Consider the following 20,054-nt stretch of genomic DNA (forward strand, 5'->3'; position numbering starts at 1 on the left):
AAATGAATATTGTCTCTATTCGTCCAAAAAGAATTGCAGTGATCGGTTCTGGTATTTCAGGACTAAGCTGTGCTTGGCTGTTAAACACAGCACACGATGTAACACTGTACGAAAAGGACGATAGACTAGGTGGGCACTCAAATACAGTCACTTGCGATATTCAAGGTACGCAGGTTGACGTAGATACAGGTTTCATTGTTTTTAACCCTCCAAATTACCCGAACCTAGTGAAGCTTTTTGAAACACTAAAAATCAATACCTGTGGAACGGACATGTCTTTCGCTGTATCTATAAACCAAGGTGCACTGGAATATTCTGGTACCGGTTTATCCGGTTTGCTCGCGCAAAAGCGCAATATGATAAAGCCTGGCTTTTGGCAAATGGTTCGTGAGTTGCTTAGATTTTATAACGATGCAAACACAATGTTAGCTCAATCAGATATCAATGAACTGACATTAGGAGAGCTTTTACACCACCATAACTACGGTGATACTTTTATTTATAATCACCTACTACCTATGGGTGCCGCGATCTGGTCAATGCCTGTAGAAAAAATGTTAAACTACCCGGCCAGCAGTTTTCTCCGCTTCTGTAAAAATCATGGACTGACTCATCTTAAAGATCGCCCTCAATGGAAAACAGTAGTCGGCGGAAGTCACTGCTATGTTAATAAAATAGCTGATTCCCTACAGAATAAAATCCGCTTAAATAGCCGTATTCATAAAGTTATTCGTTGTGACGATCATGTGATTATTGAAGATCTACACGGTAAACGGGAATACTACGATGATATAGTGCTAGCCTGTCATTCGGATCAAGCCCTCGCTTTATTAGAGGCGCCAACGGATGATGAGAAACGCTTACTTAACCACTTCCCATATCAGCGTAATAAAGCATATTTACATACAGATCCATCCTTAATGCCAAAACGTAAAGCGGTTTGGTCAAGCTGGAACTACATCGCCACTGGACAACGGGATCAATCTCAAGAGGTATCAGTAACTTATTGGATGAACCAATTACAACCGCTTAACACTGAACTGCCTCTGTTTCTTTCACTTAACCCGCTAAAAGATCCTCAAGATGGAAGTATCATTCGAACCTTCTTTTATGACCATCCTGAGTTTTCTCAAGGTGCTCTTAATATGCAAAAAGAGTTATGGCAACTACAAGGCAAAAAGCGAACTTGGTTTTGTGGTGCTTACTTTGGCTATGGTTTCCATGAGGACGGGTTGCAAGCGGGTCTCGCCGTAGCTGAACAGCTTGGCGGTATACCTAGACCTTGGACACTCGAAGACAAAAATAGTCGTATTTTTGTTAGCAAACCACAAAGTAGAGAAACAGCCCCAGCTGAACAGGTTAAAGCCCATGGTTAAACTAAGCTCTTGCCTCTATCAAGGGGCCGTTATGCATCATCGATTTCGCCCTGCAAAACACCGATTTATCTATAAGGTTTTCTCACTTTGCCTAGATATAGATGAGCTACCCCGTTTAGACCGATTTAGATGGCTCTCTATTAACCGTTTCAATCTTTTTTCATTTAATGAAAAAGATCATGGTAGCGGTAACGGCAACTTAGCTGAAAACATCCGTCAGTTACTAACTCAACGGGGTTATAACCAGGCAACACATCGAATACGCCTACTCTGTTATCCACGTATCCTAGGCTATGCTTTCAATCCACTTAGCGTGTATTTCTGTTACAACCAAGATGATCAATTAGATGTGATCCTCTACGAGGTCAGTAATACATTCGGCTCGCGACATACTTACCTGCTTGAGGTTGATAATAAAGCCGATCAAATACGGCATTCCTGCAATAAAGAGATGTATGTAAGCCCTTTTATACCTATGGATACCGCCTACTCTTTTCGTATATCCCCGCCTTCAGATAAGGTCGCTGTCTGCATTCGACAAACAGAGCAATCAACGCTAGGAGCAAGGCAACCTATTTTGCTAGCGACATTTACGGGAACCCAAAGCGAATTAACAGATAGAACCTTACTAAAAGTGTTTTTTAAATACCCCCTAATGACCTTAAAAGTCATTCTAGCTATCCATTGGGAAGCACTCAGGTTATGGCGTAAAAAACTAAGTTTACAGCCTAGAGACACACGACAAAAACACAGTATTAGCTGGCAGGACAAAAGCGGAGTGACCCATTATGAAAGCTTATGAGCAACAAACAACCCTTAAAGCTCCCTACTCTCAAGCCACTTGGTTTGAAAAAAAGCTCCTTAGTCTATTCCATAAAAAACTGAATGGTCATCAAGGCACGCTTCGCCTAACGCTACCAAGTGGCTTTACATGCAAGATTGGTCATAATCAGCCAGAAGCCGATATCCAATTAAACAATTTCCGACCACTCTATCGCCTATTTTTTGGCGGTATCAATGGTGGTTCAGAAAGCTATCTAGCGGGAGAATGGGAAAGCTCAAATCTTACAGAGTTAGTAAAATGGGCGCTCGCTTATGAAAGCTCCCTAGCGGAGCTATCTAAAGCACGCATAGTGACAAGTACACTCCACAATATCTATCACTGGACGCGTGACAACACACTGACTGGAAGCCGGAAAAATATCGCAGCCCACTACGACTTAGGGAATGATTTTTACAAACACTGGCTTGATAGCTCTATGACCTATTCTTCTGCGTTATATAGTCACTCAGACGAATCCCTTCTATCAGCTCAGCAAAGAAAAAACGCGCGTATTCTTGAACTGCTCAATGCCCAACCGGGTGAACATGTGGTCGAAATAGGCTGCGGCTGGGGAGGTTTTGCAGCCCAAGCAAGCAAAGAGCATGATCTAAAAGTTCACGGCATAACCTTATCCCAAGAACAACTGAAATGGGCTAAACAACGTATTAAAGATGATAATCTCACCGATAAAGTCCATCTGAGTTTAACCGATTACCGTGACCTCCATACCCAATATGATGCGGTGGTTTCTATTGAGATGTTTGAAGCGGTCGGTGAAGCCCATTGGGATACTTATTTTGAAACCTTAAAACGCGTATTAAAACCTGGAGGCCAAGCGGTACTGCAAGTGATAACCATCGAGGATGAGCGCTTCCATCATTACCGTAAACAAGCCGATTTTATCCAACGCTATGTATTCCCTGGCGGTATGTTACCTAGCGTATCAGCCTTTAAAGATAAACTAAGCGAACATGGCTTTGTACTTAAAAAACATCAACTATTCGGTAAAGACTACGCCAGAACCATACGCGAATGGTATAGCGATTTTGAAAAATCCTGGGGAGATATTAAAGCACAAGGGTTTGATGAAACCTTTCACCGTTTATGGCGCTACTATCTAGCTTACTGTGAGGGAGGTTTTGAACATGGTTCTATTGATGTAGGACTTTATGTATTAGCCCACGTGGACGAAAAGCTTTAAGCCCACAAGAGAATAATCTTAGCTGAATAATGCCATATGGGCTGCCTAGCAGCCTTGAGGCGATGCTTACATATTGATTCAGAAGATCAAAGAATCATATTTTTATCGCCTAATATTCAACTCTATTTCTACCCTGATCTTTCGCTTTATATAGCATGCTGTCGGCTTTGCTAATCAACTCTCCCTCATTACAACCTAAGTGGGGAACCATCTCAGCTAAACCCACGCTGGCCGTTAGGTACTTGTTGATAGGTGAATCACTATTATTGATATTTAAAGCATGAATTTCCTCCAACAATCTATTTGAAAGCGTTTCAGCCTGTTCAAGCGAGGTCCCACCCCATACCAAAGCAAACTCTTCACCGCCGTATCGCGCACAAATATCGCCGGGTCTACTAGTAAACTCTTTCAATAAGGCACCTATCTTGATTAAACACTCATCACCCGATTGGTGCCCATAGATATCATTGAGAAGTTTAAAATGGTCTAAATCGACTATTGCTAAACTGATAGGTTGTTTTAATCTTAAACATCGCCGCCACTCATTATAAAGAAACTCATCAAACGCTCGACGATTGGGAATATCAGTAAGTCCATCAAGCCGAGCAAGATTTCTTACCTCTTCTTCAGCCAATTTTCTCTCGGTAATATTTTGGTGTGAAATAACAAAGTAATCCTGACACGACATCTGCAGCGAAGTCACTCGCATCATAAACCAACGTTTTTCATCCGGACTATGACAGGGGTATTCAAAGTAAAACGCGGGCATCTCTTTGTTAATAACACTTAAAATGCCATTTCTTGCCTTTTCTCCGAAGTCATCCCCCATGGCCGCAGCTTTATCACATTCATCAATGTAATTAATACCCCGCCAATTTCCACCAACAGAGCAAGCATTGTTACTGCCAAAATCTGACCAACTTTTATTGGCATACTGAATCGTTCCCATATCATCAATAACAACAATATGCTCAGTTATTGAATCGAGAATCAGCCTTAAAGCTTCATGGGAATTTTCCACTTATTCACCTACTCACTAGAATATGTATAAGGATCGCTATAGCTGATTACTAGTTCCGAGTTGCTATTAAAAACATCTCTTAATGTAGCATACTAATACTTCACACAACCTATATGCCTACCGACGGACAAGGCTACACAGGAACATCTTCACTAATTTGGTAATACCTTTCAACACCTTGAGTCACTTCCCCCCATATAGAGGATCGAACTCTGGCTTGGTGATGATCAAAAGCCATGCGGCTCACGAATTCTTCATAAACATTAAATTTATTTCTATTGACTAGATCAGGAGTCACCATAAAAACTAAACAACCGGATTCTTCTAAGGTCAGTTTTTCATGCTCTGGCAGCTCACGTTTAACTCTCTCAAGATCGGAGTCAGGCACAAGAATAAACCCTTGCAGTGTGATTTTAGGCAAAACGTCCCCTCTAAAACAGACAAGATCAGCTTAACAAACTGGACTATCATTAGCGTTAAAGCAACAAAATTCACAGAAAATAAACAAGCAGGAGAAAGGATTTTTAAGCTTATGTTTGCAGATATATGCTGTGTAGGCATAAGATTTTCTAGGCAGAGCTTTACCTAAAATCCCGCTTTCAAGTTGCCTGCCACTTAAAAATGGACACTTAGTAACAGAGGATAAAATACGGTAATGTTGAGGATCAAGCAGAATCACTGCAAGCAAACCAAGTAAGGTTTTACTGAGTCGGAACTTGCACTACCTGCTTGCCAAAAACACAACCTTTTAGCTGCTGTTTTAAAGCTTGAGTAATTTCCTCAGCCTCAAACGAAACAGGAATAATGCTAGGCGCTTTAATACTGCCATCGTTAACACTATTCATTAACAAATTACCCATAAAGCTCATCTTTTGTTGAGCACATAAGCTTTCGGTTAACCAAGCGCCACTTAAAGAAACAATATTAATAACCGGGGCTTTATAGAATAACAATGAGGAGGGCAATTCAGGTAAACCATTTAAACAGGCAATTCTTCCGCAAAAACGTAATAGTTCTATATTACGAATGGTATTTGCGCCACCCACAGTATCAACAACAGCGTCAAATTGACTATGCCCTAAGGCTAACTTAAATTTATCCAATAACTTTTTATCGTTATAATCAAAACACTTGTCGGCCCCTATTTTTTTTAAATAGGCGTGCGTATTCTTAGCCGATATTGTATAGACTGTAGCGCCCCGCTGCTTTGCAAATTGAATGGCATATTGACCAACGGCACCTGCACCTGCATCAATGAGCAGATTTTCACCTTCTTGAATTTGCAATTTATCCAATGCAAAAAGTGCTGCCATACCAGCGCACGGTAAAGCTGCAGCTACTTGAGGCGCTAAGCCTTCAGGTAATTTAGATACTGCAAAATTAGGTACCGCAACGTAATAGGCTAACATTCCCTGCCGCTTAATATTGGAATGCCACATAACTTGGTCTCCAATCGTAGGGCTAACACCTACAGGGGCATCAACCACCGTACCTACAGCATCTAAACCTAATATGTGCGGGTATTCCCAATCAGGAAAACCATACTTTGCTAATTTTGCATCAATGGGATTAAGGCCAACATATTCAACACGAATCAGCAGTTCACTTTCTTTCCGCTGCGGTGTGGGCATCTCCTGCTTTACCAAAGAAAAGTCATCCCCGACTTCTCCCAAGGTGATTGCTTCCATCGTGCTGGCTATGTTAACCACAATTACTACCTTTTCTTTTTTCTTAATATAAACACCAATTACAACACTAGTGTTCTACTCCAACCACCACTAAACGCTTTGTAAGTAGAGATTTTAGCGAGCATAAAGGCGATTTTTGCATCAACCGCTGCTTGTTCAGCAACTAAGGCATCTTGACGAGCTGACAATAAATCTAGATAAGGCATCTGCCCCTCTTCATACATTGCCTTAGCTTGTTCATGCGCTATTTCAGCGTGATGTAGTCTTTTTTCTGCAAACTCATACAGATTTTTTGACTGCTTCATGCTAACCAACGCAGTTTGTGATTCAGCAATAACACTAACTATCGTATTTTCATAATCAGAAAATGCGGCTTGGCTTAGTGAGCTTTGAGCTCTTGCCTGCGCCTTTAATGCGGGCCAGCTTAAGATTGACCAGCTTAGCTTAGGCGTCAGCGACCAAGCATCGTCATTACTCGATAATTGACCGCCAATAGGATTAATTAACCCCACAAAGCCCGAGATGGAAACATCAGGGTACAATGCCGCTTGCGCTGCGTCCGCCAGGGCACTTTGCTGAAGCAATTGATAACGGGCAATGCTAATCTCAGGACGTAGGCTCACCGCCTTCTCTGGCTGAGTTAAAGCTACCGGCTGGATTAGATTACTGTTAATTAGATCTGTTTCAAAACTCAACTGCACTTGTTCAGGCGTTTGTCCTAATAGAACCGCTAATGTTGCCTGATTTTGATACAGTGCAGTTTCTATCTGTGGCAACAGTGTTTTTTGCTCATTTAACTGAGCATAAGTACGATTAATATCTAATTTAGAAGCGAAACCTTCATCAACTCGAGCCTGCAATACATCGATACTTTCCGTTAATGCAACAATCTGCTGATTAACAATCTGTAACTTTAGCTGATTACCTTGCCACTCAAAAAAGCTTCGGGTCACGCCACTAACGATCTCTGCCACTAACTGCGTTTTTTGCTCTTGTGCTTGATAGCTCTTTGCCTCAGCACCTTTAATCAAGGCGGAGATTCGCCCAAACAGATCAAGCTGCCAACTAAAATTAGCACCTAAACTGGCGTTACTTTCAATTACGCCCGCAGTTGATTCACGGTTAGCTAATGCGGTTACATCACCTTGCGGTAAATATTGAGCTTCTTCGTAACCAAGTTGTTCCATGGACGCTTTTAAGCGCTGTTGAGCCGCTTGTAAATTACGATTGGATTGCAGTGCTTGCTTAACAAAAGCATCTAATTGCTGGCTTTGGTAGGTTTCCCACCATTGATTATTCGCACCACTTTCACTCAATTCAGCGGCATAACTTTGAGCTGCAAAAAATGCCTCTTTTTCTAAATTACTTTCTCCAAGGTTAGAGCTGCTTGCGCAGCCCGCCAAGGTGATAGCCACCGCTAATGTAGAAAGCTTAGCGGTTGATGTTAAGTTCAACTTAAACATGCGCGTCTTCCTTCTTGTCACTAATCTCAGTCGCTGACTTTTTAGCAACTAAAGCATAAAAGACAGGCGTAAATAACAAGCCAAAGAACGTCACACCAATCATGCCGGAGAATACAGCAATACCCATAGCCTGACGCATCTCAGAACCCGCACCCGAAGCAAGTACCAGAGGAACAACACCCGCGGTAAAGGCTATGGAGGTCATTAATATCGGACGTAAACGCATACGGCCAGCATGAACAATAGCCTCTAAACGTGTTAATCCAGTTTCTTGCTCCTCCTTCGCAAACTCAACCATTAATATGGCATTTTTACAGGCCAAGGCCACGAGCACGATTAAAGCGATTTGGGTGAAAATATTGTTATCACCACCAATTAACCAGACCCCACACAGAGCGGAGAATATAGTCATCGGCACAATCAAAATAATGGCCAATGGTAAACGTAGGCTTTCATACTGTGCAGCCAATACCATAAATACTAGTAATACAACTAATGGGAAAATGTACACCATCGTATTACCCGCCAAAATTTGCTGATAAGTTACTTCCGTCCATTCATAAGCAATACCTTCGGGTAAGTGCTCTGCCAAAACCTCTTCAATTGCTTGTTGAGCTTGATCTGAACTGAACCCCATTGCAGGACTGCCGTTTAATTCTGCACTTGGGTAACCGTTATAATGCATTACACGATCAGGGCCCGTTGTTGGTATAGCACTCAGTACCGCACCTAGAGGTACCATCGCCCCTTGGTTATTACGGACTTTTAAATTCAATATCTGTTTAGCATCTAATCTAAAGTCTGCATCGGCTTGAGCATTAACTTGATAAGTTCGGCCAAACATATTGAAATCGTTCACATACAATGAACCAAGGTATATTTGTAATGCGTTAAACACTTCTTCTAACGCGATACCCTGCAACATTGCTTGTTCACGGTCTATTTCTATGTCCATCTGTGGTACTTGGATACGGAAACTTGAATACAGACCCATCAGTTCAGGACGCTGTCGTGCTTCATTAATAACCGTTTGCAAGGAGTTAAAGAGGGCTTCAAAACCTTGGTTTGAACGATCCTCAATCTGCAGTTTAAAGCCGCCTGTGGTACCTAAACCCAAAATTGGTGGTGGCGGAAACACAGCTACAAACGCTTCATCAATCACGGAGAACCGTTTATTCAACTCCCCTGCTATAGCTGCAGCTGACAATCCCGGCCCTTGACGCTCAGAGAAGTCCTTAAGGGGTGTAAATACAACAGCACTATTAGGACTGTTAGTAAAACCATTGACCGATAAACCAGGGAAAGCAACAATGTTTGCAACACCCGGAACCTCTTTAGCAATGGCCGACATCTCTTTAACTACAGCTTCGGTTCTATCTAAGCTTGATGCATCCGGTAGCTGGGCAATAGAGACTAAGTACTGCTTATCTTGCGCCGGAATAAAGCCACCCGGTACGGTATTGAATAAACCAACAGTAGAGCCTAATAAAGCAATATAGATGATGCCAACAATAACGCTAAAACGAATAAGCTTCTTAATTGACGTTTGGTAAGCCAATGAGCCTTTTTCAAATAGACGGTTGAAAGGTCGGAATATAAAGCGTCCAAAAATAGCGTTTAGGATTCGCGTTAACAGATCAGGCTTTGCTCCATGCGGTTTTAATAGCAACGCAGAAAGTGCTGGGGATAATGTTAACGAGTTAAACGCTGAAATCACGGTCGAAATAGTGATCGTTAGCGCGAACTGTTTATAAAACTGCCCTGTCAGACCGGTAATAAAAGCCGTTGGGATAAATACCGCTAATAACACTAAGGCGATTGCGATAATTGGTCCGGTTACTTCGCTCATTGCAACGCGAGATGCTTCGACAGGCGATAAGCCTTTCTCAATATTACGTTCAACGTTTTCAACTACAACAATGGCGTCGTCAACCACAATACCTATGGCCAATACGAGACCAAATAAAGATAAGGTATTGATACTCACGCCCAGCCACTGCATTACCGCAAAGGTACCTATCAACGAAACAGGAACTGCGATTAATGGAATAATCGATGCGCGCCATGTTTGTAAAAACACGATAACCACAATAACAACCAATGCAATGGCTTCTAATAAAGTGGTAATAACCGCTTCGATAGATCCACGAACGAAGACTGTTGGATCATATACAATGTCATAATTAACACCTGCAGGAAAATCTTCTGCAAGCGTTTTCATGGTTTCACGTACTTCATCCGACAGTTCAATCGCATTCGAGCCAGGTCGTTGGAAAATAGGCATCGCAACTGCTGGCTGACCATTTAACAAAGAGCGCAGCGCATAAGTGTCTTGGCCAACTTCGACTCGGGCAATATCTTTCAGACGAGTAATAGCCCCCTCATCATCGACCTTAATGATAATGTCTTCAAATTCTTCGATACTGGTTAAGCGGCCTTTAACATTTAACAACACTTGGAACTGTGCATCATTAGGCGCAGGCTGAGCCCCCAAAGAACCAGCAGCAACCTGTTGGTTTTGCTCACTTAATGAGTTAACAACATCACCTGCGGTAAGCTGGCGTGAAGCTAAGGCATCTGGATTTAACCAAACGCGCATTGAATATTTACCACCACCGAATACACGCACTTCACCAACACCACCAATACGTGCAATTTGATCCTTCACGTACAAGTCAGCGTAGTTCGATAAATAATCGGTTTCGCGACTTTTTTCCTTCGAATATAGGTGTACAACCATGGTTAAATTCGGAGAGGCTTTCTTGGCAACAACACCTAAACGCTGTACTTCTTGTGGTAACCGGGGTAACGCGCTGTTAACACGGTTTTGCACACGTACTTGAGCACGATCCAGATCGGTTCCTAAGGCAAAAGTAACTGTTAGCGTCATGCGACCGTCGCTAGTTGCTTGTGAAAACATATACAACATGCTTTCTACGCCGTTAATCTCCTGTTCTAATGGCGTTGCAACGGTTTCTGCAATAACTTTAGGGTTAGCACCAGGGTAATTAGCCGTAACGACAACCGTCGGTGGTACCACTTCTGGGTATTCACTGATCGGTAATTGAAACAGTGATATAGCACCACCGATTAAAATAACCAATGATAATACAGCCGCAAATATTGGCCGTTTTATAAAAAAGTGTGAAAAGTTCATGGGCCGCTTCTTATTACTTAGCAGTTAATAAAGGTTGGTTTAGTGGTGCAATTAGCGTTAACCCAACAGTGTCAGCATTTAATTGGGTTTTACGTGGCTCAATTGGCATACCTGGACCCACTTTAGCTGGCCCATTAACCGCAATAATATCCTTAGCCTCTAAACCGGAAGTGATAGCACGAAATTCACCATAACGGTCACCCACACTAATCGGACGGTATTGCAGTGTATTTTTGTCATCAACAATCAATACAAAACGATTTTTGAGGTCTGTGCCTATCGCTTTTTCAGGAATCAGTACTTGTTGTGTTGCGTCTTGGCTCGCTAAACGTATACGAGCAAATGCACCACTACGCAGCTTATTATCTTCATCAATAAAAGTGGCACGTACACGTAATGTACCTGTCGACGTATTAATCTGATTATCAATAAAATCTACATGGCCGTTGTATGCATATTTATCGCTACCGAGTAGCTGCATCACAACCGGTAAATTGTCACTGGCTTTAGCTCCTTCGAAATGGCTATTCCAAGTACGCTCATCAATATCAAAATACGCATACATCTTCTGATCAGACACAATGCTTGTTAGCGTGCTTTGATTAGCATTCACCGTGTTACCACGGGTAATCTCAGCACGAGAGATAATGCCATCAATAGGTGCAGTGATCTTTGTAAACTCTAAATCCAGCTGAGCGGCTTGAAGCTGCGCTCTTAAAGCAGAAATTTGCGCTTGAGCTTTTTTAGCAGCAGTAGCTCTAGACTCCGCCTCTTCAGAAGAGATTGCATCACGTTTACGTAAGCGTGTAGCCCTTGCAGCTTCACTTTTAGCTTGTTGATATTCTGCTACCGCGCTAACTACTTGAGCATTTAAGCTTGCAACCTGTGCTTCAAATGGACGTGGATCAAGACTAAATAATAGATCCCCCTGTTTTACCTGCTGACCTTCAACAAAATCAATGGTATTCACAACACCAGACACACGTGGTTTTAAAGCAACCTGCTGAGGTGCCTCTAAACGTGTTGTGTAGGTAAACCAAGTTTGTACTGGCTTATAAATAACTTGCGCTACATCAATCTGCGTCAATGGCATTTGTGCAGGGGCTTTTGCTTGTTCCGCCGGCTCACTACAAGCGACGAGTGCAGTAAGTAAAACACTTATAGCCACTACTTTTTTAGGTTTACTGAATGACATAGCCTATCCCTCTAAATTTAATTGCAATCATCATAAAGGTTATGAGTGTGTTAAAATAGAATCAATTTATCATTTGATTAGTGCAAAAATGGCACCAATAGCTTTTTAAACAGGGTAGTTTCATGGATACAACGAGCCGCTTACTGATGTTTTTAGATGTTGTTGAACTTGGTAACTTCGCAAAAGTTGCTGAATCTAACCGTATAGATCGTTCAGTTGTTTCCAAACAGATGAATAAACTAGAGGAAGAGTTAGGCGTACGCTTACTCAACCGTTCGACCCGTACGATATCCCTAACAGCCGCTGGCGCTGAGATGGTCAAAAAAGCCACCGAAATGCGCTTTTTACTAAGTGAAACCATACAAATTGCCGAAAACTATCACACCGAACCCCGCGGCCTCTTAAAAATAACCAGCTCCGCTATTATTGGGCGACGCTATTTACTCCCTGTAATAAACGATTTTCAAAAGCGCTTCCCGCAGGTAGAAGTCGAATTAAACTTAGACGATCGTATGGTCGATGTAGTTGGCGAAGGTTATGATCTTGCTTTTCGCATTGGCCAACCTAAAGTCTCAAATTTAATTTCACGTCCACTGGCTCGAAACCGCCTAGTCATTTTAGCCACGCCGGAATTCCTACAAACGTATGGAGAACCCGCAACACTTGAAGAACTCGCAAAATTACCTGCGGCAAGTTATGCCAGCAAGACCTTACGTATAGATGAGGTCAGTTACATCAATGACCAAGGTGTAGAAGTTGCTGTACCCATCCGCAGTACGTTCAGGTCCAATGACGGGGATTCGATTCGTTTAAAAGCCTTATCCGGAAGCACCTACTTTGTTTCACCTGCATTTCTGGTCTCTGATGAAATAAAAAAAGGCTTATTAACACCAATTTTGACCCATATTAAATTGCCTGAATTTAATCACCTTTATGCCATCTATCCACACCGAGAACTCCCCGTACGTACACAACTTTTCTTTGATGCCGTACGAGAATTCATAGGAAAAGGCAAACCCATTTGGGAAAACAACATTCCAGGTTTTGATGACATGTACCAATAACACTTACCTATCCCTAACCCCCTTCCCCACAAATGTGAGTCTGCAAACGGCTTATCCATGTTAAGCACAAAACCTACCGCTGCAATTAGGGTCAGGTTTTGTCTATATAGTTTTAGCGGATGAACCGCTTAGTTAGCGATTTGGATCTCTAATACCGACAACGGCGTGGGTGTTTCAATCACTGACGTTATTTTGAGCCCCGTTTTTTTACAAAGCTTGTCAAATTCAACCAGATCTCGCTCTTGCCCACCCCATGTCATAAGAAACGCTTCAATCTCTTTTGAGAAATGCGGGACATTCCCCTCAGGTACAATCGCATCGATCACATAGAGTTTACTCTCAGGCATCATGGCAGCTTTAACGGTTTTCAGTATTTTACAGCAATCCTCATCACTCCAGTCATGTAGGATTCTTTTTAGGAAATAAGCATCTGCGCCGGCCGGAACCTTTTCAAAAAAACTGCCGCCACTTTTATCAAAGCGTAAGTTAAGTACCGAGTTTTCCTCGATATGCGTGGCCTGTTCAATAATAAGAGGCTGATCAAAAAGCATCCCATTGAGCTGAGTATGTTGTGCAAGAATTTCCTTCAAGAAGCCACCTTGGCCACCACCCACATCAACCACAGAGTGCAGATGACCCACAGGGCAGCATTCTGCAATAACCGGATTTTCTAACTCGGCATAGTTATGCATCGCTCGCGCAAATTGATCATTTTCTTCAGCTTCATCATCAAGATGCTCAAATACACCTTTACCAAAAAGATCGGTATAACTATCTTCGCCCGTACGCACACTATGTTCTAAGTGACCGTATGCCTCCCACATGGATTTTGTAACCATATGCGCAGCATTACGTACAGAGAAATTGCCTTCAGTGCTAGTGCTAATCGCGTCGGAAAAGGCCGTGGTAGTAAAAACAAACTTATCGGTTTCTTGAAAGATTTCATAGGATGCAAGTAGGCGCATCAAGCGATAAAGGCGGTCTTCATTGATCGAGAGTTTTTCAGCCACCGTTTTAACATGCACACCCTGCTGATCTACATGGTCAGCAATACCTAATTTGGCTGCCACATGAATAGCTCTAGAGATAACAAATCCCCAGTAAAGCTCATTGATACGCTGAATAGGATTGATTTCAGATAATGACATAGAATACTTTACGCCACCGTCGGCGTATTCCTTTACTTATTATTGTTAAACAAGATCAAAAGCAAACTATATGCCATAGACATAATGCATTGTTTATAAAAGGAATTACAAATGAGTCTAGCTGCATACAAACCTATATGCTCCACATTTAGCGACAGTCTGTTGCACCTAGCTTTACCGCTACCCAAGTACTCCGATGCACATTTTTGTGACAAATAAGCACAACAGTAGTGCAAAGAGACTTACCTACAAGTCATCTGATATGACTTCTCATACCATTACGCCACCTATTTGAGTTATAACCGCCCACTAGATAGACATAATATGGCGATAATAAGTTAATTTTATTCCTGATATGAATTTTATATTCATGTGGAACAAGATTTGCTTATGAATATTGCTTACTGGGCACCCTATTGGAATGAGTCATGACACTATTAAATAAACTCTTTAGTAGATCAAAAAATGCAACGTCAAATACCATGGCGCCTATTATCCACGCCCCCGTTCCACCCACTATCAACACATCCCACTTATCTGATGATGAAAAGCGCCTCTATCGCGCATTACAACTAATTAGCAGCCAAACGGCACAACTCTCTCGCCAAATTTTCAGAGCTTTAGAAGCACAGGAAAACTTTCTCTCAGAGATTAACCAACGTGCCGCAAAACTAGATGACGAATTAAACGTTGCCAACGATTACTTAAACAGCTCAAACACTAAGGTAAGCTCGCTTCAGCAACAAATAAAAACAGAAGTAGATGAAGTGAATAGCTCAATTACTCAATCATTGGATGCGATAAGCAGTTCCCTTGCTGATAAATCTAGTAATGTAAGCGAGGTACTTGATGGTATTCTTAAAATAGGTAAAGGGATTAATCTTTTAGCACTTAATGCATCGATTGAAGCTGCTCGAGCGGGTGAACATGGCCGAGGGTTTTCTGTAGTTGCTGATGAAGTGAGACGCCTTGCAAATATCACCACTGAGCAAGCCCATCAAGCAGCCGAACAACTCGACTTTTCACAAGTAAATACTGAGCTAAGCAACATTAGCGTAGCCAATACCGAAAAATTGAATAATTTTGTCCATGTTACCCAATCGGCCACAGAGCAATTAACCGAACTATTTAACTCGATTGCTACACAGCTTAGTGCTGTTATGGAGAATACCACGGTCATCTTTGAAACCCTAGAAATGAGCAACGGCTCAATGCAGCGAATCAGTAATAAAAACCAGCTGATTAACCATGTTGTCGAAGCTATGTCGAAAGGGTTAGATCAAGTCGATATTAATAGTACAGATGTCCATCTAGCCTCTAAAGCGATCAATCAAACACTCAACAAATTATACCTCGTTGCTGATCCTGGGCATGACCAATTAGACGACATAATCCGTAGAGGCAAACTACGTGTTGCCATCGAACCTAGTTTTGTTGGCTTATCATTCCGTGAAAAATTAGGCGAACCACTGAAAGGCTTAGATGTTGATTATGCACTCGCATTTGCCCGCTATCTCGGGGTTACATGCGAATTTATCGAAGCGCCATGGGATATGTGTACAGAAATGCTAACATCAGGTAAAAAGTTTGGCCAACCACCCGCAGATATCGTCATCAGCGCCTTACCGCCCTCGGCCGAATATGACAATGTTGCCTATTCCGATGCGTATACCTACCTGCCTTGGATACTAGCTCGCCGCAAAGGAGACCATCGAATCAACACCATCCAAGATCTACAAAATAAAGTTGTCGGCGTGGTCAACGACCCAGCAGCCTTAATGATCTTAGAGGACCTTGGCATCCGCTGGAGTAGTAACGAAAAAAAACCGGGTGGCAACATCGCTCTCAATAACCTAATTGCATACTCCGATCAATCTCGTATCCACCACTGCCTTGCTGACGGTGTTGTCGATGCATTTGGTATTGATCTACCTATCTACTATTGGGCATGTAAAAACCCAGCAAGCCCTTGGTACGATAAAATTGAAATAATACCTGGCAACTTAGCGCCCCGTCCTTTTTTCTATACCATGGTGGTTAATGGCAGCGCCTCTAGCTATCGCCTATTAGCCCAAGCCAATCGTTTTATCCATTGGTTTAAGCAACAGAAAGAGCGCACGGCGATTGAACAAAAATGGCAAGGTAGCGTTCTCGATGGCAATGGCTCGTATCGTGACGAGCCCGGCAATTTATTGGGAGAGCCTGAACTGAAATCACGTTATGAGGCCCACTGTCAAAAATTCAATTTAGACCCTAAACCCTTAAAAGCATCAAGAATTCATATCCCTTAAGGGGAACATAAAGCAAACCCCAGACTTAGCTTAAGAGCTTTAGAATAGTAACTGACATTTGATATACATTGAGCCTAAAAACAGCTCGTATATCGAGCTATAGCCAACTGTTTTTTTGTCCGTTTACGCAACTTGTATGGCATAGCTAATCGCAACGGTACATGCCACAAATTTTATGACCATCTGGGTCTAAGAAATAACACAAATGTTTTTTCCCCGTTGTGTTATTTCGCAAACCTGGAGGACTTTCAATACTAGTTCCTCCATTTGCTACGGCAACGTCATGTAACTCTTTTACTTGCTCTGACGAATCGCATGTAAAACCAATAGTGGAACCATTAGCTGCACTCATTGGCTTACCGTTTATTGGCTCAGTTACGCAGAAAATCGAATCATTATGAATATATAAAAGCCGTGTCTGCCCTGTGTCATTAACATTGACAACGGGCTCTTTTACACCCAGAACTCCAAGTACTGAGTTATAAAAATTCTTTGATCTTTCAATGTCATCTGATCCAACCATTACATGACTAAACATTCCATACTCCCTTATGTGTGAAGAACTCAAGGGTAAGATCTTACATTGTGCGGATTGCCTCTGGAAGTTAAGCGATATAACACACCTGAGAACTCAATTATTAGCGGTCGTGACACAATTCACACGCCTTGTGAAAGTCTATCAAAAATCACAATAATCAACTTAAAAGAATATGGCCCTAATTAGGTATCAGTGACCTATATGCACGATGCAAGAGTCTCCCTTGAAGAAGGCCAATCTTTGGCCGGAAGTCGGCCACGGAACTAAAAGCATCAGACGACGCAATTTATTTCGTATGTTTTTTTGTTAGTTTTTAAATATAGATAAATTAAGTTCTGCCGGCTTTCCTAACCAATAAGCATAATCCGTATGATCTTTTAGGTTATTACCGGTTAGTGCATGGATCAATACGGTTAAACCACGACGTTCTTTCTCTAACCATGGAATAAATAAATCAAACTCACTGGATGAAAAGCTTATTTGACAGCTCCATTTAGGATGAGGCCCCACATTTTTTTGGTGAACCCTACCAATCGATAAACCAAACCGTTCACCTGCTTGTTCACATAGCTTTGTGGCAAAGGCTAAGGTTTCCTGTTCAAAATACACATGGGCATGATAGTAATCATGATGATTCACAGGAGCGTTTTCTATACCCATTAACGGACCTTTTTATATAGATAGATTTAAATTTTAATTAAAGCCGAGCACAATTAACACTATAAGTGGTTGGTATTGCTTACCCCCCATTAGACGCATTCATCGGCTATTAACCTTTCGCTTTGGCACTTATTAAGTATTCGGCTGACTTCCTAATGATAACCTCCCTAGTAGGAGGCCAGCCTTTGCCAAAGCTTCAAGTGTGGTGTAAAAGCGTCGCTCCCCACTTATTATTTTTTACCTGCATTAGGTTCATCAATTTTATAAGTGAGGGGACAGGCACCCTTAAATTGACAATACCTTTACTCAATCCTAAGATCAAAGCCAAGCATTATTCATTACATCGATAAAAGGATTTACCGATGACTCGCCCAAGAAAGGAACTCGTATCCGTTCAAGATACCCCCTATTACCATATTGTTTCTCGTTGTGTTCGCCGCTCGTTTTTATGTGGCTTGGATCACTCAACAGGTAAAGACTACGAACACCGTCGTCAATGGATCGAAGACCGTATACGCATTCTATCTTCACTCTTTTCCATTGATATCTGCGCCTATGCCGTGATGTCAAACCATCTTCATATTGTGATTAAACTCTGCCCTACTCAAGCACAAAATTGGTCAAATACCGAAGTTGTAACGCGTTGGTTAAGTTTATTCAAAGGTCCCTTACTGATTCAGCAATGGCAATCAGGTGAGCCTCTCAGCAAAGCTCAACTCGATACAGTGAGTGATATGATAGAAGTCTACCGGGAACGCTTAGCTAACCTTAGTTGGTTTATGAAATGTCTAAATGAACCCATTGCTCGCCAAGCTAACCAAGAAAGGAGAAGTGAAGGGACAGGCACCCTTAAATCCAGAGAAGTGAGGGGACAGGCACCCTTAAATCCAGAGAAGTGAGGGGACAGGCACCCTGGAGGAAGTGAGGGGACAGGCACCCTTAAATTGACAATACCCTTACTCAATCCTAAGATCAAAGCCAGCATTATTCATTACATCGATAAAAGGATTTACCGATGACTCGCCCAAGAAAGGAACTCGTATCCGTTCAAGATACCCCCTATTACCATATTGTTTCTCGTTGTGTTCGCCGCTCGTTTTTATGTGGCTTGGATCACTCAACAGGTAAAGACTACGAACACCGTCGTCAATGGATCGAAGACCGTATACGCATTCTATCTTCACTCTTTTCCATTGATATCTGCGCCTATGCCGTGATGTCAAACCATCTTCATATTGTGATTAAACTCTGCCCTACTCAAGCACAAAATTGGTCAAATACCGAAGTTGTAACGCGTTGGTTAAGTTTATTCAAAGGTCCCTTACTGATTCAGCAATGGCAATCAGGTGAGCCTCTCAGCAAAGCTCAACTCGATACAGTGAGTGATATGATAGAAGTCTACCGGGAACGCTTAGCTAACCTTAGTTGGTTTATGAAATGTCTAAATGAACCCATTGCTCGCCAAGCTAACCAAGAAGACAAGTGCACTGGCCACTTCTGGGAGTCTCGTTATAAATCGCAAGCCCTACTAACCGAAGAAGCATTACTGTCTTGCATGGCCTATGTAGATCTAAACCCTATACGCGCTGATATGGCTAAAACACCGGAAGGCTCAAAGCATACAAGTATCAAAGAGCGCATAAATCCGGAATTCAATTCAACATCCGCGATAGACTCTCAAAAAGCACTGCTTGCTTTGCAATATTTCCAATCCCCTGTAAAACCTCTGGCACAATTTGAAGGAAATATCCGAAACAAAGAACAGCAGGGTATTCTATTCAGCCTAGAGGATTATCTAACCTTAGTCGATATGACAGGCCGAATCTTACGCGATGACAAACGCGGAGCTATATCCGCACACCTACCACCCATACTAGAAAGATTAGAAATAAACCAAGAAGAATGGCTGAATAACGCCACTCAGTTTGAAAGGCTTTATCACAAAAAATTCGCACGAAAACGAAGGCATAACCAAGCGGCCTAACTTCACCCTTTCTTATCTACAACCGATAAAATATCAGCTCAATCGCTGAGAGATACCGCTACATCAAAAACACCGAATACCTCCCAATAAACACTTAAAACCATCGATCAGCCACTTGAAATGTAAACAAAACCTAACTGTAAAACCTGTAACGAAAAAATGAAGGGACCTTTTTTAAAAGTGCCTGTCCCTGTTTATTTCCTGTCCCTGTTTATTTATTTAAAAGTGCCTGTCCCTGTTTATTTTTTTATTTAAGTCAGCATTTTTAAAAGTGCCTGTCCTTGTTTATTTATAAGTCAGCATTTTTAAAAGTGCCTGTCCTTGTTTATTTACCTGTCCCTGTTTATTTAGCATGTCCCTGTTTATTTAAGTCAGCAGACGGCATAGTAGCCCAACGGTCAGCGTAATGGCTGATACATGGTGAAGGCCTGAACATTAAGAATAA

General features: G+C 42.0%; 16 protein-coding genes. 7 read left to right on the plus strand and 9 right to left on the minus strand.

What is annotated here, in order from left to right; all coding sequences use genetic code 11:
- Positions 1 to 2 precede the first annotated feature (2 nt).
- The 3 genes from A3774_RS06425 to A3774_RS06435 are packed head-to-tail and all read left to right on the plus strand — an operon-like array spanning position 3 to position 3,400.
- Positions 3 to 1,376 (plus strand): NAD(P)/FAD-dependent oxidoreductase, encoded by a 1,374-nt coding sequence (locus tag A3774_RS06425; protein ID WP_067864934.1) that lies wholly within the window; start codon positions 3 to 5, stop codon positions 1,374 to 1,376.
- On the plus strand, positions 1,369 to 2,178 hold the full coding sequence (locus A3774_RS06430; RefSeq protein WP_067864936.1) for a DUF1365 domain-containing protein: 810 nt from the start codon (positions 1,369 to 1,371) through the stop codon (positions 2,176 to 2,178). The genes A3774_RS06425 and A3774_RS06430 overlap by 8 nt, the downstream gene beginning before the upstream one ends.
- Complete coding sequence (locus A3774_RS06435) at positions 2,165 to 3,400, plus strand: SAM-dependent methyltransferase (RefSeq protein ID WP_067864938.1); 1,236 nt, start codon at positions 2,165 to 2,167, stop codon at positions 3,398 to 3,400. The genes A3774_RS06430 and A3774_RS06435 overlap by 14 nt, the downstream gene beginning before the upstream one ends.
- 109 nt (positions 3,401 to 3,509) lie before the next feature.
- Here the strand turns inward: A3774_RS06435 and A3774_RS06440 are convergent, their stop codons facing one another.
- The 6 genes from A3774_RS06440 to A3774_RS06465 all read right to left on the minus strand — a co-directional run bounded on the left by A3774_RS06440 (position 3,510) and on the right by A3774_RS06465 (position 11,924).
- Positions 3,510 to 4,421, minus strand: a complete 912-nt coding sequence (locus A3774_RS06440; RefSeq protein ID WP_067864941.1) for a sensor domain-containing diguanylate cyclase — start codon at positions 4,419 to 4,421, stop codon at positions 3,510 to 3,512.
- A 133-nt stretch (positions 4,422 to 4,554) separates the two neighbouring features.
- On the minus strand, positions 4,555 to 4,842 hold the full coding sequence (locus A3774_RS06445) for a putative quinol monooxygenase (protein ID WP_067864944.1): 288 nt from the start codon (positions 4,840 to 4,842) through the stop codon (positions 4,555 to 4,557).
- Positions 4,843 to 5,122: 280 nt separating this feature from the next.
- Entirely contained in the window at positions 5,123 to 6,130 is a 1,008-nt protein-coding gene (locus A3774_RS06450; protein ID WP_197468018.1) for a zinc-binding dehydrogenase, read from the minus strand.
- Positions 6,131 to 6,168: 38 nt separating this feature from the next.
- On the minus strand, positions 6,169 to 7,572 hold the full coding sequence (locus tag A3774_RS06455; RefSeq protein WP_067864950.1) for a TolC family protein: 1,404 nt from the start codon (positions 7,570 to 7,572) through the stop codon (positions 6,169 to 6,171).
- Complete coding sequence (locus A3774_RS06460; protein ID WP_067864953.1) at positions 7,565 to 10,729, minus strand: efflux RND transporter permease subunit; 3,165 nt, start codon at positions 10,727 to 10,729, stop codon at positions 7,565 to 7,567. The genes A3774_RS06455 and A3774_RS06460 overlap by 8 nt, the downstream gene beginning before the upstream one ends.
- A gap of 13 nt (positions 10,730 to 10,742) precedes the next feature.
- Complete coding sequence (locus tag A3774_RS06465) at positions 10,743 to 11,924, minus strand: efflux RND transporter periplasmic adaptor subunit (protein WP_067864964.1); 1,182 nt, start codon at positions 11,922 to 11,924, stop codon at positions 10,743 to 10,745.
- A gap of 122 nt (positions 11,925 to 12,046) precedes the next feature.
- Between A3774_RS06465 and A3774_RS06470 the strand changes: the two genes are divergently transcribed.
- Positions 12,047 to 12,988 (plus strand): LysR family transcriptional regulator, encoded by a 942-nt coding sequence (locus tag A3774_RS06470; RefSeq protein ID WP_067864966.1) that lies wholly within the window; start codon positions 12,047 to 12,049, stop codon positions 12,986 to 12,988.
- A 128-nt stretch (positions 12,989 to 13,116) separates the two neighbouring features.
- On the opposite strand, the gene A3774_RS06475 is transcribed toward A3774_RS06470, so the two are convergent.
- Positions 13,117 to 14,136, minus strand: a complete 1,020-nt coding sequence (locus A3774_RS06475; protein ID WP_067864967.1) for a methyltransferase — start codon at positions 14,134 to 14,136, stop codon at positions 13,117 to 13,119.
- Between the two features lie 428 nt (positions 14,137 to 14,564).
- Here A3774_RS06475 and A3774_RS06480 point away from each other — a divergent pair, with 428 nt between their 5' ends.
- Complete coding sequence (locus tag A3774_RS06480; RefSeq protein WP_067864971.1) at positions 14,565 to 16,427, plus strand: methyl-accepting chemotaxis protein; 1,863 nt, start codon at positions 14,565 to 14,567, stop codon at positions 16,425 to 16,427.
- Between the two features lie 145 nt (positions 16,428 to 16,572).
- On the opposite strand, the gene A3774_RS06485 is transcribed toward A3774_RS06480, so the two are convergent.
- Both A3774_RS06485 and A3774_RS06490 read right to left on the minus strand, forming a co-directional pair.
- A complete protein-coding gene (locus tag A3774_RS06485; RefSeq protein WP_067864973.1) occupies positions 16,573 to 16,965 on the minus strand; it encodes a VOC family protein in 393 nt (130 codons plus the stop codon).
- Positions 16,966 to 17,271: 306 nt separating this feature from the next.
- Positions 17,272 to 17,625, minus strand: a complete 354-nt coding sequence (locus tag A3774_RS06490; RefSeq protein WP_067864975.1) for a DOPA 4,5-dioxygenase family protein — start codon at positions 17,623 to 17,625, stop codon at positions 17,272 to 17,274.
- 362 nt (positions 17,626 to 17,987) lie between these two features.
- Between A3774_RS06490 and A3774_RS06495 the strand changes: the two genes are divergently transcribed.
- Positions 17,988 to 18,524: a transposase gene (locus tag A3774_RS06495; protein WP_197468019.1), complete on the plus strand. Its 537-nt coding sequence runs from the start codon at positions 17,988 to 17,990 to the stop codon at positions 18,522 to 18,524.
- Positions 18,525 to 18,640: 116 nt separating this feature from the next.
- A complete protein-coding gene (locus tag A3774_RS06500) occupies positions 18,641 to 19,609 on the plus strand; it encodes a transposase (RefSeq protein ID WP_067864977.1) in 969 nt (322 codons plus the stop codon).
- The last annotated feature ends 445 nt before the right edge of the window (positions 19,610 to 20,054 follow it).

Source organism: Neptuniibacter marinus, from assembly GCF_001597725.1.
Taxonomy (GTDB): domain Bacteria; phylum Pseudomonadota; class Gammaproteobacteria; order Pseudomonadales; family Balneatricaceae; genus Neptuniibacter; species Neptuniibacter marinus.